We start from the raw sequence: 24,337 nt of genomic DNA, 5'->3' as shown, positions 1-24,337 counted from the left end.
CGATGAAAACACCGCTCTGGTTTCCGCAAAGTTTCTTCGCCCGCACCCTGTGGCTGGTGTTGATCGTCGTTCTGTTCTCCAAGGCGCTGACCCTGGTCTACCTGCTGATGAACGAGGACGTGCTGGTCGACCGTCAGTACAGCCATGGTGTAGCGCTGACCTTGCGCGCCTATTGGGCCGCCGACGAAGAAAACCGCGACAGGATCGCCGAGGCGGCGGGCCTTATCCGGGTGACCGGCTCGGGTGTGCCCGAAGGCGAGCAGCATTGGCCCTACAGTGAAATCTACCAACGGCAGATGCAGGCCGAGCTGGGGGAGGACACCGAAGTGCGGCTGCGCATTCATGCACCGCCCGCGTTGTGGGTCAATGCGCCAAGCCTCGGTCCGGGTTGGCTGAAAGTGCCGCTGTACCCGCACCCATTGCGTGGGCAGAAAATCTGGAACGTGCTGGGCTGGTTCCTGGCCATTGGCTTGTTGTCTACCGCATCGGCGTGGATTTTTGTGCGTCAGCTGAACCAGCCGCTCAAACGCTTGGTGTTCGCCGCCCGCCAGCTTGGCCAAGGGCGCAGTGTGCGCCTGCCGATCAGCGATACCCCCAGTGAGATGACCGAGGTGTACAAGGCTTTCAACCAGATGGCCGAGGATGTCGAGCAGGCCGGGCGCGAGCGCGAGTTGATGCTGGCCGGGGTTTCCCACGACTTGCGCACGCCACTGACGCGCCTGCGTTTGTCGCTGTCCTTGCTGAACAGCGACAACGAGCTGAGCGATGACATGGTTCGCGATATCGAGGATATGGACGCGATTCTGGATCAGTTCCTGGCCTTCATCCGCGATGGCCGTGACGAGCCGGTGGAAGAGGTCGACCTTGCTGACCTGGTGCGTGAGGTGGTGGCTCCATACAACCAGCCGGAAGAGCGTGTACGCCTGTGCCTGGAGCCGATTCCACCGTTCCCGCTGCGCCGTGTTTCGCTCAAGCGCATGCTGGGCAACCTTATCGGCAACGCCCTGCACCATGCTGGCAAGGGGGTCGAGGTGGCTGCCTATGTGTCAGGTGATGAGAGTGCGCCGTATGTGGTGCTCAGTGTGCTGGACCGGGGCACCGGTATTGACGAGTCGGAGCTGGAAACCATTTTCAACCCGTTCATTCGCGGTGACCGGGCGCGGGGCGGTAAAGGCACCGGGTTGGGGCTGGCGATCGTGAAGCGGATTGCTGCGCAACATGGCGGGAATGTGGAGTTGCGCAACAGGTCTGGCGGCGGGATCGAGGCGCGGGTCAGGTTGCCGCTGGGGCTGCTGTTGCCGCGTAATGCTGTGTGAGGCTCACTGGCCTCTTCGCGGCTAAAGCCGCTCCTACAGGGATTGTGCAGTACCTGTGGCAGCGGCTTAGCCGCGAAGAGGCCGGTACAGGCTTGAATCAACCTTTGCCCTTGGTCCGGGTCTGATTGGGCCCGCCATTCTTCTCCAGGTGCTCGATGATCATCCCGGCGACGTTCTTGCCGGTGGTGACTTCAATGCCTTCGAGCCCTGGCGACGAGTTTACCTCCATCACCAACGGCCCGTGGTTGGAGCGCAGGATATCCACACCCGCCACGCTCAGCCCCATCACCTTGGCCGCCCGAATTGCGGTAATGCGCTCTTCTGGGGTGATTTTTATCAGGCTGGCGACACCACCCCGGTGCAGGTTGGAACGGAACTCGCCCGGTTTGGCCTGACGCTTCATCGAGGCAATTACTTTGTCGCCTACCACGAAGCATCGGATATCTGCGCCACCGGCCTCCTTGATGTACTCCTGAACCATGATGTTCTGCTTGAGGCCCATGAACGCTTCGATTACCGACTCGGCCGCTTGGGGGGTTTCGCATAGCACCACGCCAATGCCCTGGGTGCCTTCCAGTACCTTGATCACCAGCGGGGCACCGTTGACCATCTGGATCAGGTCGGGGATGTCGTCCGGCGAGTGGGCGAACCCGGTGATCGGCAGGCCGATGCCGCGCCGCGACAACAGCTGCAACGAGCGCAGCTTGTCGCGCGAGCGGGCAATGGCTACCGACTCGTTGAGCGGGTATACGCCCATCATTTCGAACTGGCGTAGCACCGCGCAGCCATAGAACGTAACCGAAGCACCTATGCGCGGGATCACGGCATCGAAGCCTTCCAGCGGCTTGCCGCGGTAGTGGATCTGCGGCTTGTGGCTGGCGATGTTCATGTATGCCCGCAGGGTATCGATCACCACCATTTCGTGGCCACGCTGAATACCGGCTTCGACCAGGCGGCGGGTGGAATACAGACGCGGATTGCGCGACAGCACAGCGATCTTCATGCAGCACCTGTGACAGGGGAAAGGGTAGCCGGGAAGGCCGGTTTGTCTTGTACGTATTTCAGGCCTGGGTTTACTACCAGCTGGCCGTGTATCAGGGCCTTGGAGCCAAGCAACAGCCGGTAGCGCATGTTCTTGCGGCAGGCCAGGGTGAACTCCACCTCCCATACACCATCACCCAGCGCCAGTGACGTGCGGATGACGTAGCGGGTCTGGGCCTGGCCGTTGGAGCTCTTGATGGTCTTCATCGTCACCAACGGTGCCTCGCAGCGGCGGTGGCGCAATTGCACCACCGAGCCCAGGTGCGCAGTGAAGCGAACCCAGGGCTGCCCGTCGCGCTCGAAGGGTTCCACTTCGGTGGCATGCAGGCTCGACGTGCTGGCACCGGTGTCGATCTTGGCGCGCAGCCCGGCCACGCCGAGGTCAGGCAGGGCGACCCACTCGCGCAGGCCGATCACAGTCAAATGGTCAAATGTCTTCACGAAGCGCACCCTGCGAATGAGGTGGTGAACTTTAAGCACGGCGGGGACTTTTTGCATCCGTATGTGAAGGTAGTACAGTTCGATGAAAGACAGAATCCGAGGTAACGCGATGGCACAAAAAGCCGAAGACGACGACAAGGTTCGCCTGGACAAATGGCTGTGGGCGGCGCGCTTCTACAAGACGCGAGCGCTGGCCAAGGCGGCGATCGAGAGTGGCAAGGTGCATTGCCGGGGCGAGCGTTGCAAGCCGGGCAAGGAGCCGCGGGTAGGCGACGAGTTCGTACTGCGTACCGGCTTCGATGAGCGCACGGTGGTGGTGAGGGCGTTGTCGGTGGTGCGTCGTGGTGCCCCAGAGGCGCAGGCGCTGTACGAGGAAACCGAAGAAAGTGTGCGTCGCCGTGAACAGGCGGCTGAGATGCGTAAGGCCGGGGCCATGGGTGTGACCACCGATGGCCGGCCGACCAAGAAGCAGCGGCGGCAGATTCACCAACTGCATGGAAGTTACGATTGAATGGGGCTGCTGTGCAGCCCCAGGAATCTAGCGCAACACCGCCATTCGTCCGACCACCGGCAACGTGGACAGCAGCTTGAACAACGGCGCTGTCCAGCGCATCAACACCTCGCTGCCTTTGGCCGCCAGCGGCGTGTAGTAGCTCCAGCCCAACGCCAGTACGGCCATCAGCAAGCCGCCGATGTAGTCGTCCTGCCCCCAGTGGGCGCCGGCCACCAGGCGCGGCAGCATGAACACCGCTGCGAGCCCCCACACCACCAGGTATTGCACAAGGCGGCGGCTGAACACGCTCATGAACAACGCCCAGATCAGCAACACCGAGGCGTGATCACCTGGGAAACTTTTGCTGGAACGGTCCTTGAGTTCCCAGGTTGCCTCCAGGTTCGGGTAATAGTCACTCAGGTGCACGACGTCGTCGAAGATCATCGATGGGCTCTTGTGTTGCCACCCGGCGGCATCCACCCACTTGGAAAACAGCGCGCGAATCACCACTAAGAGGAGTAGCGTGACCAGAAAGCCGAAAAATGCCTGGCGAACCTGAGCGGCCTTGAACACCCAGTCACCACGAATGAGCACCGCGAGCAGGATCAGGCCGACGACGATGTCGAACGGGCGTAGGCTGCCGATGGTCCAGATGTAGCGCCAGGTGGTGCTCTCGGCCAGCGGCGCATTCAGGCTGCGGAACAGCCACTCGTCGAAAGTCAGGCACAGGATCTGGCCAAAAGGCCATAACCAGAAACACAGTAGAGCGATGGGAAGCAGCGTACAGGCTGCCAATGGCCCCCAGGACCACCTTGCTTGGAACAGTGGTCGATTGTCCATAAAATACCTCTATTGCAAACAGGAATCGGAGCGCCTTGTGAGCGCTCTGTCACGGGTTCTCGCTGATTCTCGACAACCCTTGTAACCATTTTGTCATCATTTTTTAGATAGCCGAAACCTATGAGCGATTTGCCTGATACCGATTTCACCCAACGTTTCATCTTCGACGAGCGCGATGTGCGCGGCGAGTGGGTGTCTCTCGATGACAGCTACGCCGCGGTGTTGGCGCGTCATGAATACCCCCAGCCGGTCAAGGTGCTGCTCGGTGAGTTGATGGCCGCCACCGCCTTGCTGGTGGGTGCGATGAAGTTCGATGGCTTGCTGATTCTGCAGGCGCGTTCGGCTGGGCCGATTCCGCTGCTGATGGTGGAATGCTCCAGCGACCGCGAGATCCGCGGCATGGCCCGCTATGAAGCGGACCAGATTTCGGCTGATGCCACCCTGTCGCAGCTGATGCCGGACGGTCACTTGACCCTGACCATCGACCCGGTCAAGGGCCAGCGCTACCAGGGGACAGTCGACCTCGACGGCGCCAACCTGTCGGAATGTTTCACCAACTACTTCGTCCAGTCGCAGCAGCTCAATACCCGTTTCTGGCTCAATGCCGCAGGCGGCAAAGCCCGTGGGCTGTTGCTGCAGCAACTGCCGCGTGATCGCCAGCCGGATGACGAAGAGCGCGAAGACAGCTGGCAGCACGTGGTGGCCCTGGCCAAGACGCTCAAGCCTGAAGAGTGGGCAGAGGGCAACGAAACCCTGCTGCACCGCCTGTACCACGAAGACGCCGTGCGCCTGTTCGATATCCAGCCACTGCGCTTCAATTGCAGCTGCTCGCGGGAACGCTCCGGCAATGCGCTGGTCAGTCTGGGCGAGCACGACGCCAAGGCGCTGGTGGAAGAATGTGGCGGGACGGTAGAGATCGATTGCCAGTTCTGCAACGAGCGCTACTTCTTCGATGCCAGCGATGTGGCGCAATTGTTTGCGGGTGGCGGTACGGACGTGGCCTCAGAAACTCGTCACTGAAACGTTAAAGCACAGGATAATTTCCTGTCGAATTGCGCAAAAGCGCAGTTCTGACAGGAGGGGCCTACTTTTTTTGGGCTTTTCTGGCATAATCCGGCCACTTTTTTCGCTGTAGTAGTTTTTTCAAGACAACTACAAAACGTTTGGAGCACTCGGCCTCGGGCCGGATGGGGTATCTCATGACGCAAGCCAACAACACCGTGTACACCGACCTGAGCGTCGATGAGCTGGTAAAAGAAGCGCTGCAACGCGGTGAAGGCGTACTAGCCGATACTGGCGCACTGGTCGTGGAGACTGGTCACCGTACTGGCCGCTCGCCGGCTGACCGTTTCATCGTCGAAGAACCTTCCACCCAGGACGCCATTTCCTGGGGCCCGATCAACCGCAAGTTCCCGGCTGACAAGTTCGATGCCCTGTGGGCTCGCGTCGAGGCGTTCAACAACGCCCAGGATCACTTCGTTTCCTATGTTCACGTAGGGGCCGCAGCCGAGCACTACCTGCCGGTGAAGATGACCACCCAGACTGCCTGGCAGAACCTGTTCGGTCGTTGCCTGTTCATCAACCCGGAGCAGTACAATCCGGCTGGCCGCGACCAGTGGGAGATCCTCAACGTCGCCAACTTCGTGTGCGAGCCTGAGCGTGACGGCACCAACTCCGACGGTTGCGTGATCATCAACTTCGCCCAGAAGAAAGTGCTGATCGCTGGCATGCGCTACGCCGGCGAAATGAAGAAAGCCATGTTCTCGGTGCAAAACTTCCTGCTGCCGGCTGCCGACGTACTGCCTATGCACTGCGCAGCGAACATCGGCGAAGAAGGCGATGTGACCTTGTTCTTCGGCCTGTCCGGCACTGGCAAGACCACCCTTTCGGCTGACGAAAGCCGTTACCTGATCGGTGACGACGAGCACGGTTGGGGCGAAGGCGTTGTCTTCAACATGGAAGGCGGCTGCTACGCCAAGTGCATCGACCTGTCCGAAAAGAACGAGCCGGTCATCTGGAAAGCCATCAAGCACGGCGCGGTACTGGAAAATGTCGTTCTCGACGCCAACAAGCACGCCGACTACACCGATGTCAGCCTGACTCAGAACAGCCGTGCGGCCTACCCGCTGGAGCACGTTGCCAAGCGTTCGGAAGCGAACCTGGGCGGCGAGCCTAACGCAGTGATCTTCCTCACCTGCGACCTGACAGGTGTTCTGCCTCCGGTTTCGATCCTGAACAACGAGCAGGCGGCCTACCACTTCCTGTCCGGCTACACCGCGCTGGTCGGTTCCACTGAAATGGGTTCGGGCGGCGGCATCAAGTCGACCTTCTCCACCTGCTTCGGCGCACCGTTCTTCCCGCGTCCGGCTGGCGAGTACGCCGAGCTGCTGATCAAGCGTATCAACGGTTTCAACTCCAAGGTCTACCTGGTTAACACTGGCTGGACTGGTGGTGGCTACGGCGTTGGCAAGCGCTTCAGCATCCCCACCACCCGTGCTGTGATCGCTGCAATCCAGAGCGGCGCACTGGTCGGTGCCGAAACCGAGCACCTGGACATCATCAACCTGGACGTGCCGAAGGCCGTTCCGGGCGTTGAAACCGAACTGCTCAACCCGCGCACCAACTGGGCTGACAAAGCGGCCTACGACGAGGCTGCCAAAGGTCTGGCCAAGCTGTTCATCGAAAACTTCAAGAAGTTCGAGGTTTCCGACGCCATCAAAGCCGCTGGCCCGCAGCTCTAAGCCGAGCTCAGCCGCAACGAGAAAGCCGCCCCCAGGGGCGGCTTTTTTGTGGGCGCACATCGGGCCGTGGGCGCAGGCCATTGTAGGGCTTGCCCGCGAACGGGCCCGCATAGCAGCGAAAGTCTGGTTTTTCTGTTTCACTGTCAGCATCCATTGCGAAGACAAGAGCCAGTCAGATGACCGAAGCCCCTCAGCGAATTGCCTTCTCCCACTTCCACCCGATCCTCACCCGCCCCCAGGACAACGACCTGAACGGCCACATCGCCGGTGCAACGGTGCACGGTTTTTTCGAAACCGCGATCCAGGCGTTTCTCGTCGAGCAGGCCGAGCTGGACCTGCGGCACGGTGAACTGGCTGCCTTCGTGGTCAGTTCGGCTGCGGATTTCTACGCGCTACCGGGCTTCCCGGATTTGTTGGAGGTGGGGTTGGGCGTGACGCGTCTGGCGGGCAGCACGGTAGAGTACCGGCTGGCGCTGTACCGCCCGGGCGAATCGGACGCGTGCGCAGCGGGCACGGTAGTGCAGGTGTTCATCGAGCGCGCCAGTGGCCGGCCTGTGGCGTTGCCAGAGGCGCTGCAGGTGATCCTGTCCGGCCTCGTGCTGGAGCGGCAGGCATAAAAAAGCCCCGCTGGCAGGGGCGGGGCTTTTGTTGCCGAGGCAGGGCCCTCAGGCGTTAGTCGCGCCAGTGGCGCTTGTGCTTGCGGTGGCCATAGTGGTGACCACGGTCCCAGTGACGACGGTCGTCGTCGTAGCCGCGACGATAGCGGCGGCCCTCGTGGTAATCGTCTTCGTCGGCCTTGTTACCCATGTAGTTACCCAGTGCACCGCCGGCACCACCGCCGGCTGCCGCGCCAATGTAGCTACCTGTGGTACCGCCCACGGAGCGACCGACCACGTTACCACCTGCGGCGCCCAGCGCGCCGCCGATAGCGGCCTCACCACGCTGGCGTTTGTCTGCGCCCAGGGCGCCACCTGCCGCACCGCCCAGACCGGCACCAATGGCGCCGCCGGTGCTGCCACCGATGGAGTTGCCCACGACAGAGCCCAGTACCCCACCCAATGCGCCGCCAATGCCGGCCTCGGTGGTGCCGCCTGCCATGGCAACGCCGCTGAGCAAGCTGAAAGACAACAACAGAATCGAGGAGTACTTCTTCATCAAGAGAGCCTCATAGGGATGACGAGGCGAATTTGAGGCTAAGAGGCGTGGCTGGCAACGGAAATCCGACGAGTAACACGAGTTGTACACAATTCTCTAACTTGCTGTATTTACTATGAAACTTTATCGTTTTTAAGCTGTCTGAGACCTTTATGACAAAGCCCTGAGCCGCCACGGAACAGGGCTTTTTTCATTTTTACAGGATGCGCCCGTCCTCGCGCGCACGCTCCAGCCTGATGGCAATAAACTTCGATGTTGGCGTATGGCTACCAACGCCAATGCTCTCCAGCGGCACCAGCGGATTCACTTCCGGGTAATACGCCGCCGCCTGCCCGGCAGGTATGTCGAAGGCCAGCAAGGTAAAGCCCTGCACCCGGCGCACATGTTCATCCCCCCACAGCGAAACGATGTCGACCTTCTGCCCCGGCTGGAAGCCCAGGCGGATGATGTCGGCTTCGTTGGCGAACAGCACCTCGCGCTGGCCGCGCACACCGCGGTAGCGGTCGTCCAGGCCGTAGATAGTGGTGTTGTACTGATCGTGCGAGCGCATCGATTGCATGATCAGGTCTGGCAACTGGCCGCTGGCGCGTACGCGTTCGTCAAGCAGTGTGTCGGGCAGCAGGTTGGCCTTGAAGTTGGCGCGGCCGGTGCTGGTTGCCCATTCGCGGCTGGCCGCGCTGTTGCCCAGATAGAAGCCGCCCGGATTACGCAGGCGCTGGTTAAAGCCGCTGAAACCGGGAATGGTGTCGCCGATCAGGTCGCGGATGCGGTCGTAGTCGGCCACCAGCCAGTGCCAGTCCACCGGTTGTTTGCCCAGTGTGGCGGCAGCGATACCGGCGATCACCGCAGGCTCCGAGCGCATTTGCGTCGACAGCGGCTTGAGCTGGCCGTTGGAGGCGTGGACCATGCTGAACGAGTCTTCCACCGTGACTGCCTGCGGCCCGTCGGCCTGCAGGTCGATGTCGGTGCGGCCCAGGCACGGCAGGATCAGTGCCTGCTTGCCATGGATCAGGTGGCTACGGTTGAGCTTGGTGCTGATGTGCACGGTTAGTTCGCAGTTGCGCAGCGCTTGGGCGGTACGTTCAGTGTCGGGTGTGGCTTGGGCGAAGTTGCCGCCCAAGCCGATGAAGACCTTGGCCCGGCCATCGAGCATCGCGTGAATGGCTTCGACGGTGTTATGGCCATTGCGCCGTGGCACGGGGAAGCCAAAGCGCTTTTCGATGGCATCCAGCAGTGCCTCTGGCGGGCGCTCGTTGATGCCCATGGTGCGGTCACCCTGCACGTTGCTGTGGCCACGCACCGGGCACAGGCCGGCGCCGGGCACGCCGATGTTGCCACGCAGCATCTGCAGGTTGACGATTTCCTGAATGGTCGGCACCGAATGACGGTGTTGGGTGATGCCCATCGCCCAGCACATGATCACCCGCTTGCCACGGCAGTACATGCGCGCGGCCAGTTCGATATCGGCCAGGGGCAGGCCGGATTGTGCCTGGATGTGCGACCACGGCGTGGCGTCCACCACGGCCAGGTACTCGTCGACACCATGGCCATGTTCGGCAATGAAGGCGTGATCGAACACGGCCGGTTCGCCGTTGGCCTGGGCTTCGCGTTCCCATTGCAGGGCGAACTTGGCCATGCCACGCAGCATCGCCATGTCGCCACCCAGGGCCGGGCGGAAGAAGGCGGTGTTGGTCGGGCGGTCACTGTTGGTCAGCATTTCCAGTGGGTTCTGGGGGTGCTGGAAGCGCTCCAGACCACGCTCCTTGAGCGGGTTGATGCACACCACCTGGGCGCCACGTTTTACCGCATCGCGCAGTGGATCGAGCATGCGCGGGTGGTTGGTGCCGGGGTTCTGGCCCCAGACAAAAATGGAGTCGGCGTGCTCGAAGTCGTCGAAGGTGACTGTACCCTTGCCGACCCCGACGCTTTGCCCCAATGCCACGCCGCTGGCCTCATGGCACATGTTCGAGCAGTCAGGGAAGTTGTTGGTGCCGTAGGCGCGCACGAACAGTTGGTACAGGTACGCCGCTTCGTTGCTGGCACGTCCCGAGGTATAGAATTCGGCCTGGTCAGGGTTGGCCAGCTTGTTCAGTTCGCGTGCGATCAGGGCGAAGGCGGCATCCCAGCTGATCGGCAGGTAACGGTCGCTGGGGGCATCGTAGACCAACGGTTCGGTCAGACGCCCCTGGTACTCCAGCCAGTAGTCGCTCTGCTGCAGCAGCGAGGTGACGCTGTAACGGGCGAAGAAGGCAGCATCGACACGGCGTTTGGTAGCTTCCCAGTTCACCGCCTTGGCGCCGTTCTCGCAGAACTTGACCATGCCGCTTTCCGGCGAATCCCCCCAGGCGCAGCCGGGGCAGTCGAAACCGCCGTTCTGGTTGGTCTTGAGCAGGGCGCGAATGTTTTTCAGCGCGTTATCGCTGCCGACCCAGGCCTTGGCCACGCTACGCAGTGCGCCCCAACCGCCGGCGGGGCCGTGGTAGGGCTTGTAGCGAGGAGGGGAGGCTGGGGCGTTGTCCGGAAGAGGTTGGTACGAGGTCACGACTGTTACGACTCCGCCGCTGGGCTGTAGACCCGCGGTGCGCTGTGCTTGGGCAAATGGATAAGGTTGAGGTTGTGCTTGCGTGCCCATTGCAGGGCAAGGCCGGTGGGCGCTGACAGGCTGACCAGGGTCTGTATGCCGGCACGCAGTACTTTCTGGATCAGCTCCAGGCTGCAGCGGCTGGTGACGATGGCCAGGCCACCCTGGCTGTGGATGCCTTGCCGCAGCAGGGCGCCGATCAGTTTGTCGAGGGCGTTGTGCCGGCCGATGTCTTCGCGGCCGAGCAGCAGTTCGCCATGCTGGTCCATGAACAATGCTGCATGCACGGCGCCGCAATGCTGGCCCAGTGGCTGGAAGGCGTCGATGCGCTCGCGCAGGCCGACCAGCCACTGGGCCGGGGGCAGGGGCGCACCCGGCAATACGGCCAGGTCCGGCAGCGCCTGCTCCAGGGCCTCGACCCCACACAGGCCGCAACCACTGGTGCCGGCCAGTTGGCGGCGCTGGTTTTTCAGGTTCCAGAACGCCCGGCTGGAGATTTCCAGGTCGGCGTACATTGCCGAGCCACTGCCGGAGAGCTTGAGGTCGTAGATTTCTGCTGTGCCTTCGACAATGCCGCTGCCGACGCTGAAACCGACGGCGAAGTCTTCCAGGTCGGTAGGGCTGACCAGCATCACCGCCTGGTTGAGGCCGTTATAGACAATGGCCAGGGCCACTTCCTCGGCCAGCGGGGTGCTGTCGCGTTTGGCGTCGCTGAGCTGGACATAATCGTAGGTGTTGCTGGCGGCGGGCATGGACAAGGGCGATGAGGCCGCACAGACCGGAGGCTTGCTGTTCATCGGGGTGCTGAATACCGGCGGCTTTCTGATAGCACAAGCCTAGGCGTGCGGGCCGGCGGCGTCTAATCGCTAGGGTCTATGCCTTGATAGACCGCGTCGATTGGTTGCGCAGGGCAGGAGTGGTAAAGCTGGCCTAGACTCCTGTGTCCAAGGTTTCGTCAACAAGGAGAGCGCAATGAGCCTGTTCAGTTTCGTGAAGGAAGCCGGCGAGAAGTTGATCGACCTGCTTACCCCAGGCAACGCCAATGCCGAAGAGCAGCTTAAGAAACACGTGGAAGCTGTCGGCCTGGGCAACCCCAACATCACCGCCACTGTAGAGGGAGACAAGATCATCCTCAAGGGTGAAGTGGCCAGCCAGGAAGAGAAGGAGAAGATCATTCTGGCGGCGGGCAACATCAGCGGCGTGGCCAGCGTGGATGACCAGATCACTGTGACAGGGCCAGTGGTGAAGGCGGCCAGGTTCGTTACAGTGAAAAAGGGTGACACGTTATCGGCCATTTCAGTCGTGGTTTATGGCAACGCCAACCAGTACAACAAGATTTTCGAGGCCAACAAGCCGATGCTCTCGCACCCGGACAAGATCTATCCGGGGCAGGTGCTGCGTATTCCTGACTGATCTCTGAAACCTGTACCGGCCTCTTCGCGGGCGCGCCCGCTCCCACAGTATCTGTAGGAGCGGGTTCACCCGCGAAGAGGGCCTCATAGGCCTACCAGTAACTCCCGGTAATCCTCGACCGCCGCAAACTCTTCAGTATCCCGCGGCCCTGCTTTGCTATCTGGCTGGCGCACCGCCAGCAAGTGTCCCACACCAAACCGCCGTGCACTGCGCAGAATCGCCAGCGTGTCATCGATGAACAGGCTGCGTTCCGGTTCGAAGCCGATATCCGCCTGCAGGGCATCCCAGAACTGCGGGCTTTCCTTCGGGTAGCCATAGTCGTGCGAGCTGATCAGCCGCTCGAAGTACGGTGCCAGCTCCACCCGCTCCAGCTTCAGCGACAGCGAGTCACGGTGGGCATTGGTGATCATCACGACACGCTTGCCGGCCTGGCGAATCGCCGCCAGGAAGGTATCGGCATCCGGGCGCAGGGCTATCAGGTCGGCAATTTCCCGCTTCAACTCGCGAATGGGCAGGCGTAGCTCGCGGCTCCAGAAGTCCAGGCAGTACCAGTTCAATGTGCCGGCATTGCGTTCGAACAGCGGTTGCAGCTCCATTTCCGCCATGGCCCGGCTTACACCGTGCAGCTCGGCATAGCGCTGGGGCAGGTGGTCCAGCCAGAAGCGGTTGTCGTAATGCAGGTCGAGCAGGGTGCCATCCATGTCCAGCAGGACGGTATCGATGGCAGACCAGGGAAGAACAGGCATGGGAAACTCTCGATCAGTCGGCAAGCCACGGTATAGTAACCCGTTCACGCCAAGGAGCCGCCCCATGCGCCAGAAACCCACCGTACTCAGCCGCGAAATTGTCGCCAGCAGCCGCCTGTTTCGCGTCGAAGCCGTACAACTGCGCTTCAGCAATGGCGCCGAGCGCACCTATGAGCGCCTGGTGGGCCGGGGTAACGGCTACGGCGCGGTGATGATCGTGGCCATGCTCGATGCCGAGCACGTCGTGTTGGTGGAGGAATACTGCGGTGGCACTGATGAATACGAGCTGTCGCTGCCCAAGGGCCTGATCGAGCCGGGCGAGGACGTGCTGGCAGCAGCTGACCGGGAGCTCAAGGAAGAAGCCGGTTTTGGCGCACGCCAGCTGGAGCACCTGACCGAACTGTCGCTGTCGCCGGGCTACATGAGCCAGAAGATTCAGGTGGTGCTGGCCAGCGACCTGTACGAAGAACGGCTGGAAGGCGACGAGCCCGAGCCGATGCGGGTCGACAAGGTCAACCTGCGTGAGTTGTCAGCCCTGGCCATGCATCCGCAGTTCACTGAGGGCCGCGCCCTGGCGGCGCTGTACCTGGCCCGTGACCTGCTGATTCAGCGGGGGCTTCTGGAGCTATGAACGACCTGCAACTGATGCACGAAGTGGTCAAGCTGGCGCTGAGGGCAGGCGAGGCGATCCTGCCATTCTGGCGCGCCGATGTCGCGGTAACCAACAAGGCCGACGATTCGCCGGTTACCGCCGCCGACCTGGCGGCGCACCGGGTAATTGCCGATGGCCTGCTGGCGCTGGCGCCGCAGATTCCGGTGCTGTCCGAAGAGGACTGCAATATTGCGCTGGCCGAGCGGCAAGGCTGGAGCCGCTGGTGGCTAGTCGATCCGCTGGATGGCACCAAGGAATTCATTGCCGGCAGTGAAGAGTTCACGGTCAACATCGCCCTGATCGAGAACGGCGACGTGGTGTTTGGTGTGGTGTCGATGCCGACCAATGGGCGCTGCTACTTTGGTGGGCGCAGGATGGGGGCCTGGCGTGCAGATGCCGGCGAGGCAGCCCAACCGATCCAGGTTCGCAACGCTCCCCCGGAGGGCCAGCGGTTTACCGTGGTTGCCAGCCGTCGGCACTCAAGCGCGGAACAGGAAGCCCTGTTGTCCAGGCTTGGGGCTGCGGTGGGCGAGCTGGAGCTGGCCAACATTGGCAGCTCCTTGAAGTTCTGCCTGTTGGCCGAGGGCAGCGCCGATTGTTATCCGCGCCTGGCGCCGACTTCGCAATGGGATACTGCAGCGGCGCAAGGCGTGGTGGAAGGGGCCTGCGGCGAGGTGATCGGGCTGGATGGCTTGCCATTCCGGTATCCGCCACGTGAGTCGCTCCTTAACCCGTATTTCCTGGCATTGCCCGCCAATGCTGCATGGCGCCAGGCCTTCCTGAACCTGATCTAACTGCCCGGCACGATCCTGTAGGAGCGGCCTTGTGTCGCGAAAGGGCCGCAAAGCGGCCCCGACAATTCTGGCGGGGAAGCTGAAATCCTGGGGCCGCTTTGCGGCCCTTTCGCGACACAAGGCCGCTCCTACAAAGGCCGTGTTAGTTGTACTAGCGGTGCAGAACGTACTGGCCGCTGAATTTCACTGCAGGCTCGTCACTTTCGGCATTGCTCACGGTGGTTTCCAACGTCAACCGTGCCCGCCCACGCCGCTGGTACAGGGTCAGGAACCGCTCCCAGGTTTTCTCGTCCGGCGCCGCACAACGCGCCACCGCCGTGCCGGTCACTGGCAACGGGTAGCTGATTTGCCCTTCCTGGATGACGATATGCCCGTCATCGATCCCCAGTTCACGCAGGCGCAGGTGCAACCAGCCCCAACCTACCAGCACTGCTGCGCAGTACAGGCTGCCGCCGAACATGGTGCTTTTGTGATTGACGTTGGCCGCCAGCGGCAGCTGCAGGCGCAGGGTGTGCTGCTGCCAATCGATCACTTCCAGGCCCATCTCGCGTGTCAGGGGGATGTCGCTGTGCAGTACGGACTGCAGGTACTGGCTATCGGTGCTCATTAACGGTTGTCCTCTTGATCATCATGCCCGCCGCTGCCGCCCTCGAAGTTCAAGCCATGCTTGCGCAGCTTGTCATGCAGGGTTTTGCGGGGGATACCCAGTGCTTCGGCCAGGCTTCGCATGGATCCGTGCGGCTGGGCCAGTTCGGCGGCGATCAGCGAGCGTTCGAATTGCTCGACCTGTTCGCTGAGGTTGCCGCTCAGCAGTGGTGCTGCCGGTGTTGCTGCCGGGGGGGGCTGGCCATCCAGTGCCAGTTCCAGGCCAAGGGCGAAACGCTCGGCGGCGTTCTGTAGCTCGCGGACGTTACCTGGCCAGTCATGACGCAGCAGTAGGGCGCGTTGCGCGGGTTGCAGCGCATGCGGCGACAGACCATGACGTTGGCTGGCCGCATCGGCGAAATGCTGGAACAACACCAATATGTCGTCACCGCGTTCGCGCAGTGGCGGAATACGCAGCGGCGCCACGTTCAGGCGGTAATACAGGTCCGCGCGGAAACGCCCTTGGTCGGCAGCCTGACGCAGGTCTTCCTTGGTGGCGGCGATGACGCGGATGTCCAGCGGGACCAACTGGTTGCCGCCCAGGCGTTCCACTACCCGCTCTTGCAGCATGCGCAGCAACTTCACCTGTACATCCAGGCTCATGCTCTCGATTTCGTCGAGGAACAGCGTGCCGCCGTTGGCAAATTCGAACTTGCCGATACGGCGCTTCTGCGCGCCGGTGAACGCACCGGGCTCGTGGCCGAACAGTTCGCTTTCGACCACCGACTCGGCCAGCGCGCCGGCGTTGATCGCCACGAACGGCCCTTCGCTGCGGCTGGACAGGTCGTGCAAAGCGCGAGCCACCACCTCTTTGCCAGCGCCAGTCTCACCCAGAATCAACACGTCGGCTCGGGTGCCGGCCAAGGCGCCGATCTGCTCGCGCAGGCGCAGCATGGCCGGTGAATGGCCGACCAGGCGGGTTGCCAGTTGCTGGCGGTCGCTCAATGCCAGACGCAGGCTACGGTTGTCCAGCACCAGCCGGCGCAGCGCCAGGGCGCGGCGTACGCTGTCGAGCAGGGCGTCTGTGGCAAAGGGTTTTTCCAGGAAGTCATAAGCCCCGGCGCGCATCGCCTGCACCGCCAGGGGCACATCGCCATGGCCGGTAATCAGCAGCACCGGCAGTTCGCTGTCGCGGCTGTGCAGTTGTTCCAGCAACTGCAGGCCATCGATGCCCGGCATGCGGATGTCGCTGACCACCACGCCGGGCCAGTCGGCCTCGATACGTTCGGCCAGGCCTTGGGCTTCGGCCAGGGCGACTACCTTGAGCCCGGCCAGGTCCAGGGTCTGGCTCAAGGCTTGGCGCAAGTGGGGGTCATCGTCGACCAGGATGACCTGGGCTCGGCTGTCGATCAGTGTCTCGGTGGTCATGCCGAGGGGTCCTCCGAATTGGGCAAAGTAGCGCCAGACACGGCCACACGCAGCTGGAGGGTCAGCAATGCGCCGCCTTCCGGGTGGTTGGCCAGCAGCAGCTCACCGCCCAGGGCGCGCATCAGGCTTTCACAGATGGCCAGCCCCAGGCCCAGGCCCTGGGTACGCGTCTTGGTGGTAAAGAACGGCTCCTTAGCGTGCTCCAGGGCCTGGCGGCTGAAGCCGGGGCCGTTGTCACGGATGTACAGGTAGACGCAGTCATCACGCTGCTCGGCACTTAGCCACAGGCGGCGCGGGTTGGCTTTTTCAGTCAGGGCGTCGAGGGCATTGGCCAGCAGGTTGCCTAGCACTTGGCGCAGGCGGGTTTCGCCGGCCTGTACCCACAAGGTGGCTTCCGGCAGGTCGCGGATCAGTTCTACGGCCATTGCACGGCGGCGCTTGGCCAGCAGCGCCAGGGCATCGTCCAGAGCCGGCTGCAGGGCAACGCTCTCCGGGGCATGGCGGTCACGACGGGCGAAGGCACGCAGGTGGGCAATGATCGAGGCCATGCGCCCGGTCAGCTCACCGATCAGCTTGAGGTTGCCGCGGGCGTCTTCGGTACGTTGGTGGTCGAGCAGGATCTCGGCGTTTTCCGCGTAGCTGCGGATGGCGGCCAGGGGTTGGTTCAACTCATGGCTGATACTGGCCGACATGGTGCCGAGCACCGACAGCTTGCCGGCCTGCACCAGTTCGTCCTGCGCACGCACTGCCTCCTGCTGAGCGTTTTCGCGCTCCAGCACGGCATTTTTCAGGCGGGTATTCAGGCCTTCAAGGTCGGCGGTACGTTCAGCCACGCGCTTTTCCAGTTCCTGGCGGCCACGGGCTTCGAAGTCGATGCGGTCGATGTAATGGCGCCGCCGTTGCATTACCAGGCCGGCTAACAGCATCAGTACCAGCAACGTACCGGCACCGATGGCCATTACCGTCTGCACCGATCGATCAACCAGTGTGCGCGGGGCGAGGATGCTGACTTGCCAGCCAGTTTCCTTGATGTCGCGGGTCTGGGTGATCCAGGCCTGCGGGTTGAGCACCAGCGGCTGTGGGGCCTGGGTCGGATAGGGCTGGATGGCGATGATGGCCTGGCGCTCGGCGTCGGTCAGCGTGCGGGTAGCACGGAAGCGCCAGTCGGGCCGCGAAGTGAGGATGACCACGCCATTGTGATCGGTCAGCAACAGCTGCTCGGGCGTACGGCCCCACAGGGTTTCGGTGTGGTCGAGGTCGACTTTGACCACCAGCACGCCGACGATCCGCTCGCGGTCCCGCACGGCCGCGGCAAAAAAGTAGCCGCGCTTGGCCGAGGTGGTGCCCTGGCCGAAGAAGCGGCCCAGGTGGCCGGCCATGGCTTCGTTGAAGTAGGGGCGGAAGGCGAAGTTTCGGCCGACGAAGCTGTCGTGCTTGTCCCAGTTCGAGGCGGCCAAGGTGTTACCGCTGACGTCCATCAGGTACATCACCTCGGCACCGGTCTGCTGCACGATGTCCTTGAGCAGGCGGTTGGCGTTGGTCACCGCTTCCAGGCGGAAAGGGTCGGCCAGCACGCCACGCAGCGCCGGCAAGTCGCCGAGAATTTGCGGCAAGGTCTCGTAGCGGTGCAGGGTACCGAGCAGGTTGGCCACATACAGGTCGAGGGTCTGGCGGTTCTGCGAGGCCAGTTCTTCCTGGTAATAGCGTTCTGCCAAGTGATGCAAGGGCCACAGTAATGGGGCCAAGATCAGCGCCAGCAGGGCCAGGCTGCGCCAGCGGGGACGGCGTGGGGGCGTGGGTTTTGCAATCATCACGTAAATGCGCCAGAAAAGTCTGACGCAATTATGCGCTAGTTAAGGCAGCAGTTCCGCCTCTGCCAATGGCAGGCCCACCTTGTCCTTGTCCGACAACAGCGGTGGCTGCTGCAGCCCCCAGTCGATGGCCAGTTGCGGGTCGTCCCAGCGGATGCAGCGGTCGGCGCCCGGGTTGTAGTAGTCGGTGGTCTTGTACAGGAACTCGGCCGATTCACTCATCACCGCAAAGCCGTGGGCGAAGCCAGGCGGAATCCACAGCTGGCGATGGTTGTCGGCCGACAGGTGCACCGCGACCCATTTGCCGAATGTTGGCGAGCTTTTGCGCACGTCCACGGCGATATCGCGGATTTCCCCGTGCACCACGCGCACCAGCTTGCCCTGGGTGTTTGCCACCTGGTAGTGCAGACCACGGAGCACGCCCTTGATGGAGCGCGAGTGGTTGTCCTGAACGAACGCCACGTTCACGCCGGTTTGCTGCGAGAACTCACGGGCGTTGAATGCCTCGAAGAAAAAACCACGGCTGTCAGCGAACACCTTTGGCTCGATGATCAGTACTTCAGGGATTGCTGTAGGGATGATGTTCATAGCGGCTCGCTGGCCCGTCGTTCAAGTATTGACCCTAGTCGGCCTTGCCGAAAATTTCCGCGCGTAGCTGTAACAGGATGCATAAGGTGTGGCTATGGTAGACGGCAGGCCGTTCCTCTCACCAGACCAGCGCTGATATGTGCCGATTGTTATCGATTTAAATTCGCTGAATGGTGCGATATTCTTCAGTTTTCAGGCTTCAAATATCGATATATATCGGTTATAAATTGACAAACGCCCCAGCATACCCGGCTCAGGGCCATCACAGAGGTTACCCATGAAAACCCTCAACTCCACGCCCCGTGCCGATGGTTTCCACATGCCCGCCGAGTGGGCCCCGCAGACTCAGGTATGGATGGTCTGGCCGGAGCGCCCGGACAACTGGCGCCTGGGCGGCAAGCCGGCGCAGGCTGCCCACGTAACACTGGCCAAAGCCATTGCCCGTTTCGAACCTGTGACTGTCGCGGCCTCCGCCGGTCAATACGAAAACGCCCGGCGCCAACTCGACCAGCCGAACATTCGTGTGGTTGAAATCAGCAACGACGATGCCTGGGTGCGTGACACCGGCCCGACCTTTGTCATCAACGACCATGGCGAAGTGCGCGGTGTAGATTGGGGCTTCAATGCCTGGGGCGGCTTCGACGGCGGCCTTTACGCACCCTGGAACCGTGACGAGGAACTGGCCGCCAAGGTGCTGGAAATGGAGCGCTGCCAGCGCTACCAGACCGAAGGTTTTGTGCTTGAAGGTGGTTCGATCCACGTAGACGGTGAAGGCACCGTGATCACCACTGAGGAATGCCTGCTCAACCGCAACCGCAACCCGCACCTGAGCCGCGAGCAGATCGAAGCGGTGCTGCGCGATCACTTGGCGGTCGACACCGTGGTATGGCTGCCCGATGGCTTGTACAACGACGAAACCGACGGCCACGTTGACAACTTCTGCTGTTACGTGCGCCCCGGCGAAGTGTTACTGGCCTGGACCGATGATTCCAACGACCCCAACTATGCGCGCTGCCACGCGGCCATGGATGTGCTGAAGAACACCCGCGACGCCAAGGGCCGCGAGTTCATCGTGCACAAGATGCCGATCCCGGGCCCGCTGTTCGCCACTGCCGAAGAGTGCGCCGGTGTCGACCAGGTCGCCGGCAGCCAGGAGCGTGACCCGTCGGTGCGCCTGGCGGGTTCGTACGTGAATTTCCTGATCGTCAACGGTGGCATCATTGCCCCAAGCTTCGACGACCCGGCAGATGCTGAAGCCAGAGCCATCCTGGCAAGGATCTTCCCCAACCATGAGGTGGTGATGATCCCGGGTCGCGAGCTGCTCTTGGGGGGCGGCAACATTCACTGCCTGACCCAACAGCAGCCGGCGCCGGTCAAGCGCTGAACGCGTGGGGAATGAAGAGGCCCGTCATTTGACGGGCCTTTTTTGCGCAGGCGACGCCCGGAGGCCGAGCTGGCATACGTTTTGTATTGTTTTTCAAGCAGATAGCGAGATGGCACGGCCAGGCCGCGCCTCTTATCTGTAACAATACCTACGTAAATTTAGCCACTCACGGGCCAGGGAGTACGTGTGGACATGAACGCAGCAAGTGAGTCGGCTTTGCGCCCATCGGCAGTTGATCGCCAATCGCTCAGGCTTTTGGCGAAGCGGTTGAAACACCATGGAAGCATCAGGGTCAGGACGACCGACCCACGACGTCTGCTTGCCGGGCGATACCCCCAAGGGTTGATCAGCGAAGCAGAGATGCAGGCGCTGATGGCGGTGTGGCACTAATCGATTTACACCCTTACCTGCCTCTTCGCGGGCATGCTCGCTAAGAGGCCGGTCCAGGCAACTAAGATCAGAAACTGTAGCTACCCGTCACCACAAGGCTACGCGGATCGCCTACCTGGATCTGCGCCGCACTGGTCGCCGAGCTGTAATAGGTCTTGTCGGCAATGTTGCTCAACGCCGCCCGCACATCCCAGTCATGGGTCCGATACCCCGCCAGTGCATCCCAACGGCCATACCCTGGCAATACCGTGGTGTTCTGGTTGTCCGCATAACGCTCGCCCACCAGTGTCAGCCCGGTTTCGGCGTACCAGCCCAGCTCAGGTTTCCAGGTCACGAACAGGCTGCCGTTGCGCTTGGCCACGTCATTGATGCGGTTGCCTTCCTGGCCGTTATTGTCCTTGACGATGGTCGCATCCTGCAGGCCAATGCCGCCGCGTACAAACCAGTTGCCGACGATGTTGCCGGTGGCAGTCAGTTCGATGCCGCGCGAACGCTGCATGCCGCTGAGCAAGATGATGTTCGGGTCGTTCGGGTCGCGGGTGCGGCGGTTGTAAAGCTCCAGCTCGTAGATGGCCAGGGTGGTGGTCAGGCGCTGGTCCAACCAGTCGCTCTTTACGCCTATTTCTTTCTGCCGGGTCTCTTCCGGGTCGGTTTTATTGGTGTTGCCCGGCGCCCCCGGGGTGATGCCGATCAAGCCGCCACCCACCGGTGAGAACGTTTTGCTCCACGAGGCGTAGAACGAATGGTCGCGCCATGGCGTGTAGACCACGCCCAGGCGTGGGCTGGTGCTGTTGCTGTCCTGCGGTTCACGCACGCCATCCTTGTTGGTGGTTTCCACTTCGAACTGGTCAAAGCGCACGCCGGCGAGAACCTGCCACTGATCGTTCAGGCGAATCTGGTCCTGCAGATAAACCCCGCGACTGTCGACCACGGTGTGGTTGTTGCTCGATACCGCCAACGTACCATTGTGCGGCTGGCTGGGTTTGCCCAGGCCTGGCAGGCTCTGGTTGCCGGCGCTGTAAAGCAGCGGGTCGCGCCGCTGGTTGCCGAACTCCAGGCCCAGCAGCAGCTTGTGTTCAAGGCCCACGGTGTCGAAGTCGCCCTCGGCCTCCAGGTTGTTGAACAGGTTGCGGGTGTTCAGGTCCTGCTGCCAGCGTTGGCGGGTCAAGGTATTGGTGCCAGCGTTGTAGCCCGTGACATAGGTGTTGTCGAACTCGCTGTCGAGTTTGAACAGGCCCAGGGTGTGGCGCAGTTGCCAGGTTTCGTTCAACTGGTAGTTCAGGCGCGAGCGCAGCGACTGGGCGCGGTCGTCAATGTAGTCGCGATTGTCGCCGTAGGTGGCGCTGCGGCTGACGTCTGCCGGTCGGCCGTTGACACTCGGGATGCCCCGGTCTGGTGTGCGGTTGTAGCGGCTGTATTCGTACTGCACCAGCCAGTTCAGGTCGGGGGTGATCTGCCAGCTGATCGACGGGGCGAACAGCTGGCGGCTGCCGTTGATACCGTCGCGGAAGCTGTTGTTGTCCTGGTTGCCGATGTTCAGGCGCAGGCTGACCGTGTCGCTGGGGTCGGCGCTGAGGTCGGCATACAGGCTGCGCAGGTCTTCGCTGCCGGCCTGCGCTTCGATGGTCGAGCGGCGACCCGGCTCCGGCGCCTTGCTGACCCTGTTGACGATGCCGCCCTGGCTGCCACGGCCATACAGTACCGCTGCAGGCCCCTTCAGCACTTCGACCCGCTCGATGTTGTGCAGGTCGCGGATGTACTGGCTGTCGTCGCGGATACCGTCCAGATAGAAGTCGTTGCTGGCTTCGAAGCCGCGGATGCGGACGCTGTCAAAGCGGGTGTCGGCGCCGCTGCTGACGTTGGGGATACCCTCCAGCGCCTTGCCCAGCGTGTTGCTGCCGTAATCCAGCACATTGGCGGTTTTCACCGTATCGATGGCCTGCGGCACATAACGCACGGGCGTCGAGGTACGGGTTGCGGTGCTCACCTCCTTGACCCGCGGGCTGTCCTTCTCGCGCTCGCTGTCGGCGGTCACCGACGACTCCGGCAATGTGGTGGTGGCGGCACTGGCCAGGCTGGCGCTGAAAAACAGCGACAGGCCGAGCGTCAGGGGTGAAAGGCGGCAGGGTACAAGCATGGGCACATCCGGAACGGGCAGTTGAAAATAAAGTGCGGATGGTAATGCTTGTTATTTGCTCTTGCTCGAGTATTCGTAAAGGCTTGTCTTTACATATGTGTCTGTTTGTAACCACGTCAACGGGCACGCTTTGCCTGCCTGCAGGAAATTGTCCGATCGATCAAAGGGCAATTTCCTACACCAGATAAATTGACCGCTGATAGCGAAAACCTGCATGGAAATGCACCAGGCCGGCCGGTAATTTTGGTTATATCAACCTGCATTTCACGATTTTTTGACATTTGTAATCGCACGCGGCTAGGATTCGGCCAACGCCTGCTGGCCATGTTATTGGCCAAGCTGCTGCCAAGGGCCGCCGTGAACTTACCGGTCGGCCCGCCCGGCTGGATCCGCATAGCGTCGAACCTACGAAGGGGCGTTGGTTCCTGGCGTCATATTGCAGAGCGTTTTTGATTAAGAAATAAGGAAAACAACATGTTGAAAACCAGGATCAGCCTGGTCGCCCTGGCGATGATCGCCGCGACCCAGGCCCAGGCCAATGACCAGGCCGCCAGCAAGGGGTTCATCGAGGACAGTCACGCCAATGTCCTTCTGCGCAACGCCTACATCAACCGTGACAAGAAGCATGGCACCGACGACCAGATCGAATGGGGCCAGGCGTTCATCGCCAACTTCTCCTCCGGTTTCACCCAAGGCACCGTAGGCGTCGGTGTTGACGCATTCGGCCTGTACGCCGTGCGCCTGGATGGCGGCAAGGGTCACAACGGTGGTGGCGGCGTCGACTTCTTCAAACCGCACGAAACCACCAATGCCGAAGGCAACGCCAGCTCGCCGCACAACCTGGCGCGTGGTGGTGCTGCTGTGAAGTTCCGCATTTCCAACACCGTGCTGAAGTACGGTGACCAGATGCCAGCACTGCCAGTGCTGCAGTACGACGATGCGCGTCTGCTGCCAGAAAGCTTCACCGGCACCCTGATCACCTCCAAAGAGATCGAGGGCCTGGAGCTGAACGCCGGCCGCTTCACCCAGGAAGCGCGCAAGAGCGCCGAGCGCCGTGATGGTGGTGGCCTGAAGTCGATCAACGTCCTCGGTGGCAGCTACAAGTTCACCGACAACTTCACCGCTTCGCTGTACACCGCCGACAACGAAGACGTGATGAAGAAGCACTACCTGGGCTTGAACTACGTCTTCCCGATCGCCAGCGACCAGTCCCTGACCCTGGACTTCAACGGCTACAAGTCGGACATCAACAACAAGTACGTAAAAGCCGCAGGCCTGAACGGCGACTCCAACACCATCTGGAGCCTTGCAGCCACCTACGCGTACGGTGCGCACTCGTTCACCCTCGCTCACCAGCGCAGCACCGGCAGCACTGGCTACAACTACGGCTTCTACCAGAACGCCGGTGGTGTGGGTGACGGTGGTTCCACCATCTACCTGGCCAACTCGTACTGGTCCGACTTCAACGCCGAAGACGAGCGCTCCTGGCAGCTGGGCTATGGCCTGGACTTCGGTGCCTATGGCATTCCTGGCCTGACCTACAAGCTGGCCTACGTGGTGGGTGACAACATCAACACCCGTAACGTCGCCAACCCGCAAGGCTTCGGTGAAGGTAAAGAGCGCGAGATCTTCAACCAGATCCGTTACGTGGTGCAGGACGGCCCGGCCAAGGACCTGTCGATCAAGCTGCGTAGCTCGTTCTTGCGTACCAACAACGCCGTACAGCAGAACGGTTACAACGACGACGGCAACGAAGTCCGCGTATTCGTCGAGTACCCGATCAGCATCTTCTGATGCTGAT

At 61.9% G+C, this 24,337-nt stretch carries 23 protein-coding genes; 11 read left to right on the top strand and 12 right to left on the bottom strand.

The window, feature by feature from the left end; all coding sequences use genetic code 11:
- The first annotated feature begins 2 nt into the window (after positions 1-2).
- Entirely contained in the window at positions 3-1,316 is a 1,314-nt protein-coding gene (locus LVS58_RS15590) for an ATP-binding protein (protein ID WP_144170158.1), read from the top strand.
- A 97-nt stretch (positions 1,317-1,413) separates the two neighbouring features.
- Here LVS58_RS15590 and rimK read toward each other — a convergent pair whose 3' ends face one another.
- Positions 1,414-2,319 carry a 30S ribosomal protein S6--L-glutamate ligase gene (gene rimK / locus LVS58_RS15585; RefSeq protein ID WP_233691817.1) on the bottom strand — a complete coding sequence of 302 codons (906 nt, stop codon included), beginning with the start codon at positions 2,317-2,319 and terminating at the stop codon, positions 1,414-1,416.
- Complete coding sequence (gene rimB, locus LVS58_RS15580; RefSeq protein ID WP_041166351.1) at positions 2,316-2,798, bottom strand: retropepsin-like aspartic endopeptidase RimB; 483 nt, start codon at positions 2,796-2,798, stop codon at positions 2,316-2,318. Before rimB ends, rimK begins: the two co-directional genes overlap by 4 nt.
- Positions 2,799-2,907: 109 nt before the next feature.
- On the opposite strand from rimB, the gene LVS58_RS15575 reads away from it, so the two are divergent.
- Positions 2,908-3,309 (top strand): RNA-binding S4 domain-containing protein, encoded by a 402-nt coding sequence (locus LVS58_RS15575; RefSeq protein WP_233691855.1) that lies wholly within the window; start codon positions 2,908-2,910, stop codon positions 3,307-3,309.
- A gap of 27 nt (positions 3,310-3,336) precedes the next feature.
- Here the strand turns inward: LVS58_RS15575 and LVS58_RS15570 are convergent, their stop codons facing one another.
- Positions 3,337-4,131 carry a phosphatase PAP2 family protein gene (locus LVS58_RS15570; protein ID WP_233691816.1) on the bottom strand — a complete coding sequence of 265 codons (795 nt, stop codon included), beginning with the start codon at positions 4,129-4,131 and terminating at the stop codon, positions 3,337-3,339.
- A gap of 120 nt (positions 4,132-4,251) precedes the next feature.
- Here LVS58_RS15570 and hslO point away from each other — a divergent pair, with 120 nt between their 5' ends.
- From hslO to LVS58_RS15555, 3 genes are all read left to right on the top strand, one after another.
- Entirely contained in the window at positions 4,252-5,151 is a 900-nt protein-coding gene (gene hslO, locus LVS58_RS15565) for an Hsp33 family molecular chaperone HslO (RefSeq protein ID WP_233691815.1), read from the top strand.
- A 179-nt stretch (positions 5,152-5,330) separates the two neighbouring features.
- The gene (locus LVS58_RS15560; RefSeq protein WP_233691814.1) at positions 5,331-6,872 is read left to right on the top strand and encodes a phosphoenolpyruvate carboxykinase; all 1,542 of its coding nucleotides are present in this window, start codon (positions 5,331-5,333) and stop codon (positions 6,870-6,872) included.
- Positions 6,873-7,048: 176 nt separating this feature from the next.
- Entirely contained in the window at positions 7,049-7,489 is a 441-nt protein-coding gene (locus LVS58_RS15555) for an acyl-CoA thioesterase (protein ID WP_233691813.1), read from the top strand.
- 55 nt (positions 7,490-7,544) lie between these two features.
- On the opposite strand, the gene LVS58_RS15550 is transcribed toward LVS58_RS15555, so the two are convergent.
- The 3 genes from LVS58_RS15550 to fdhD form a co-directional block, all read right to left on the bottom strand.
- The gene (locus LVS58_RS15550) at positions 7,545-8,027 is read right to left on the bottom strand and encodes a glycine zipper domain-containing protein (protein WP_233691812.1); all 483 of its coding nucleotides are present in this window, start codon (positions 8,025-8,027) and stop codon (positions 7,545-7,547) included.
- Between the two features lie 196 nt (positions 8,028-8,223).
- Positions 8,224-10,569, bottom strand: a complete 2,346-nt coding sequence (locus LVS58_RS15545; RefSeq protein WP_233691811.1) for an FdhF/YdeP family oxidoreductase — start codon at positions 10,567-10,569, stop codon at positions 8,224-8,226.
- Positions 10,570-10,574: 5 nt separating this feature from the next.
- Positions 10,575-11,405: a formate dehydrogenase accessory sulfurtransferase FdhD gene (fdhD, locus tag LVS58_RS15540; RefSeq protein ID WP_233691810.1), complete on the bottom strand. Its 831-nt coding sequence runs from the start codon at positions 11,403-11,405 to the stop codon at positions 10,575-10,577.
- 175 nt (positions 11,406-11,580) lie between these two features.
- Here fdhD and lysM point away from each other — a divergent pair, with 175 nt between their 5' ends.
- A complete protein-coding gene (gene lysM, locus LVS58_RS15535) occupies positions 11,581-12,021 on the top strand; it encodes a peptidoglycan-binding protein LysM (RefSeq protein WP_233691809.1) in 441 nt (146 codons plus the stop codon).
- Between the two features lie 83 nt (positions 12,022-12,104).
- Here the strand turns inward: lysM and yrfG are convergent, their stop codons facing one another.
- Positions 12,105-12,767, bottom strand: a complete 663-nt coding sequence (yrfG, locus tag LVS58_RS15530) for a GMP/IMP nucleotidase (RefSeq protein ID WP_003255795.1) — start codon at positions 12,765-12,767, stop codon at positions 12,105-12,107.
- Positions 12,768-12,831: 64 nt separating this feature from the next.
- Here yrfG and nudE point away from each other — a divergent pair, with 64 nt between their 5' ends.
- Positions 12,832-13,398, top strand: coding sequence for an ADP compounds hydrolase NudE (gene nudE, locus LVS58_RS15525; protein WP_233691808.1), 567 nt, complete (start codon positions 12,832-12,834; stop codon positions 13,396-13,398).
- The gene (gene cysQ, locus LVS58_RS15520; protein ID WP_233691807.1) at positions 13,395-14,213 is read left to right on the top strand and encodes a 3'(2'),5'-bisphosphate nucleotidase CysQ; all 819 of its coding nucleotides are present in this window, start codon (positions 13,395-13,397) and stop codon (positions 14,211-14,213) included. Before nudE ends, cysQ begins: the two co-directional genes overlap by 4 nt.
- Before the next feature lie 151 nt (positions 14,214-14,364).
- Here cysQ and LVS58_RS15515 read toward each other — a convergent pair whose 3' ends face one another.
- Genes LVS58_RS15515 through rfbC form a run of 4 tightly spaced genes read right to left on the bottom strand, consistent with a single transcriptional unit; the run spans position 14,365 to position 18,625 of the window.
- On the bottom strand, positions 14,365-14,820 hold the full coding sequence (locus LVS58_RS15515; protein WP_233691806.1) for a thioesterase domain-containing protein: 456 nt from the start codon (positions 14,818-14,820) through the stop codon (positions 14,365-14,367).
- Positions 14,820-16,226 (bottom strand): sigma-54-dependent transcriptional regulator, encoded by a 1,407-nt coding sequence (locus LVS58_RS15510; RefSeq protein ID WP_233691805.1) that lies wholly within the window; start codon positions 16,224-16,226, stop codon positions 14,820-14,822. Before LVS58_RS15510 ends, LVS58_RS15515 begins: the two co-directional genes overlap by 1 nt.
- Positions 16,223-18,037, bottom strand: a complete 1,815-nt coding sequence (locus tag LVS58_RS15505; protein WP_233691804.1) for a sensor histidine kinase — start codon at positions 18,035-18,037, stop codon at positions 16,223-16,225. The genes LVS58_RS15510 and LVS58_RS15505 overlap by 4 nt, the downstream gene beginning before the upstream one ends.
- A 42-nt stretch (positions 18,038-18,079) precedes the next feature.
- Complete coding sequence (gene rfbC / locus LVS58_RS15500) at positions 18,080-18,625, bottom strand: dTDP-4-dehydrorhamnose 3,5-epimerase (protein WP_233691803.1); 546 nt, start codon at positions 18,623-18,625, stop codon at positions 18,080-18,082.
- A gap of 277 nt (positions 18,626-18,902) precedes the next feature.
- Here rfbC and aguA point away from each other — a divergent pair, with 277 nt between their 5' ends.
- The gene (gene aguA / locus LVS58_RS15495) at positions 18,903-20,009 is read left to right on the top strand and encodes an agmatine deiminase (RefSeq protein WP_233691802.1); all 1,107 of its coding nucleotides are present in this window, start codon (positions 18,903-18,905) and stop codon (positions 20,007-20,009) included.
- 192 nt (positions 20,010-20,201) lie between these two features.
- Positions 20,202-20,399 carry a hypothetical protein gene (locus LVS58_RS15490; RefSeq protein WP_011953221.1) on the top strand — a complete coding sequence of 66 codons (198 nt, stop codon included), beginning with the start codon at positions 20,202-20,204 and terminating at the stop codon, positions 20,397-20,399.
- A gap of 67 nt (positions 20,400-20,466) precedes the next feature.
- Here LVS58_RS15490 and LVS58_RS15485 read toward each other — a convergent pair whose 3' ends face one another.
- Positions 20,467-22,536 (bottom strand): TonB-dependent receptor, encoded by a 2,070-nt coding sequence (locus LVS58_RS15485; protein WP_233691801.1) that lies wholly within the window; start codon positions 22,534-22,536, stop codon positions 20,467-20,469.
- 474 nt (positions 22,537-23,010) lie between these two features.
- Between LVS58_RS15485 and LVS58_RS15480 the strand changes: the two genes are divergently transcribed.
- Entirely contained in the window at positions 23,011-24,330 is a 1,320-nt protein-coding gene (locus LVS58_RS15480; RefSeq protein ID WP_233691800.1) for an OprD family porin, read from the top strand.
- Positions 24,331-24,337: the final 7 nt, after the last annotated feature.

The organism is Pseudomonas sp. JR33AA (assembly GCF_021378985.1).
GTDB classification, from domain to species: domain Bacteria; phylum Pseudomonadota; class Gammaproteobacteria; order Pseudomonadales; family Pseudomonadaceae; genus Aquipseudomonas; species Aquipseudomonas alloputida.
This window is presented reverse-complemented; position numbering and strand designations above follow the sequence as displayed.

Coding starts and splice junctions, on each gene's coding strand:
- LVS58_RS15590 (WP_144170158.1), top strand. CDS start 3: ATGAAAACACCGCTCTGGTTTCCGCAAAGTTTCTTCGCCCGCACCCTG.
- rimK (WP_233691817.1), bottom strand. CDS start 2,319: ATGAAGATCGCTGTGCTGTCGCGCAATCCGCGTCTGTATTCCACCCGC.
- LVS58_RS15575 (WP_233691855.1), top strand. CDS start 2,908: ATGGCACAAAAAGCCGAAGACGACGACAAGGTTCGCCTGGACAAATGG.
- LVS58_RS15570 (WP_233691816.1), bottom strand. CDS start 4,131: ATGGACAATCGACCACTGTTCCAAGCAAGGTGGTCCTGGGGGCCATTG.
- hslO (WP_233691815.1), top strand. CDS start 4,252: ATGAGCGATTTGCCTGATACCGATTTCACCCAACGTTTCATCTTCGAC.
- LVS58_RS15560 (WP_233691814.1), top strand. CDS start 5,331: ATGACGCAAGCCAACAACACCGTGTACACCGACCTGAGCGTCGATGAG.
- LVS58_RS15555 (WP_233691813.1), top strand. CDS start 7,049: ATGACCGAAGCCCCTCAGCGAATTGCCTTCTCCCACTTCCACCCGATC.
- LVS58_RS15550 (WP_233691812.1), bottom strand. CDS start 8,027: ATGAAGAAGTACTCCTCGATTCTGTTGTTGTCTTTCAGCTTGCTCAGC.
- fdhD (WP_233691810.1), bottom strand. CDS start 11,405: ATGAACAGCAAGCCTCCGGTCTGTGCGGCCTCATCGCCCTTGTCCATG.
- lysM (WP_233691809.1), top strand. CDS start 11,581: ATGAGCCTGTTCAGTTTCGTGAAGGAAGCCGGCGAGAAGTTGATCGAC.
- yrfG (WP_003255795.1), bottom strand. CDS start 12,767: ATGCCTGTTCTTCCCTGGTCTGCCATCGATACCGTCCTGCTGGACATG.
- nudE (WP_233691808.1), top strand. CDS start 12,832: ATGCGCCAGAAACCCACCGTACTCAGCCGCGAAATTGTCGCCAGCAGC.
- cysQ (WP_233691807.1), top strand. CDS start 13,395: ATGAACGACCTGCAACTGATGCACGAAGTGGTCAAGCTGGCGCTGAGG.
- LVS58_RS15515 (WP_233691806.1), bottom strand. CDS start 14,820: ATGAGCACCGATAGCCAGTACCTGCAGTCCGTACTGCACAGCGACATC.
- LVS58_RS15510 (WP_233691805.1), bottom strand. CDS start 16,226: ATGACCACCGAGACACTGATCGACAGCCGAGCCCAGGTCATCCTGGTC.
- LVS58_RS15505 (WP_233691804.1), bottom strand. CDS start 18,037: ATGATTGCAAAACCCACGCCCCCACGCCGTCCCCGCTGGCGCAGCCTG.
- rfbC (WP_233691803.1), bottom strand. CDS start 18,625: ATGAACATCATCCCTACAGCAATCCCTGAAGTACTGATCATCGAGCCA.
- aguA (WP_233691802.1), top strand. CDS start 18,903: ATGAAAACCCTCAACTCCACGCCCCGTGCCGATGGTTTCCACATGCCC.
- LVS58_RS15490 (WP_011953221.1), top strand. CDS start 20,202: ATGAACGCAGCAAGTGAGTCGGCTTTGCGCCCATCGGCAGTTGATCGC.
- LVS58_RS15485 (WP_233691801.1), bottom strand. CDS start 22,536: ATGCTTGTACCCTGCCGCCTTTCACCCCTGACGCTCGGCCTGTCGCTG.
- LVS58_RS15480 (WP_233691800.1), top strand. CDS start 23,011: ATGTTGAAAACCAGGATCAGCCTGGTCGCCCTGGCGATGATCGCCGCG.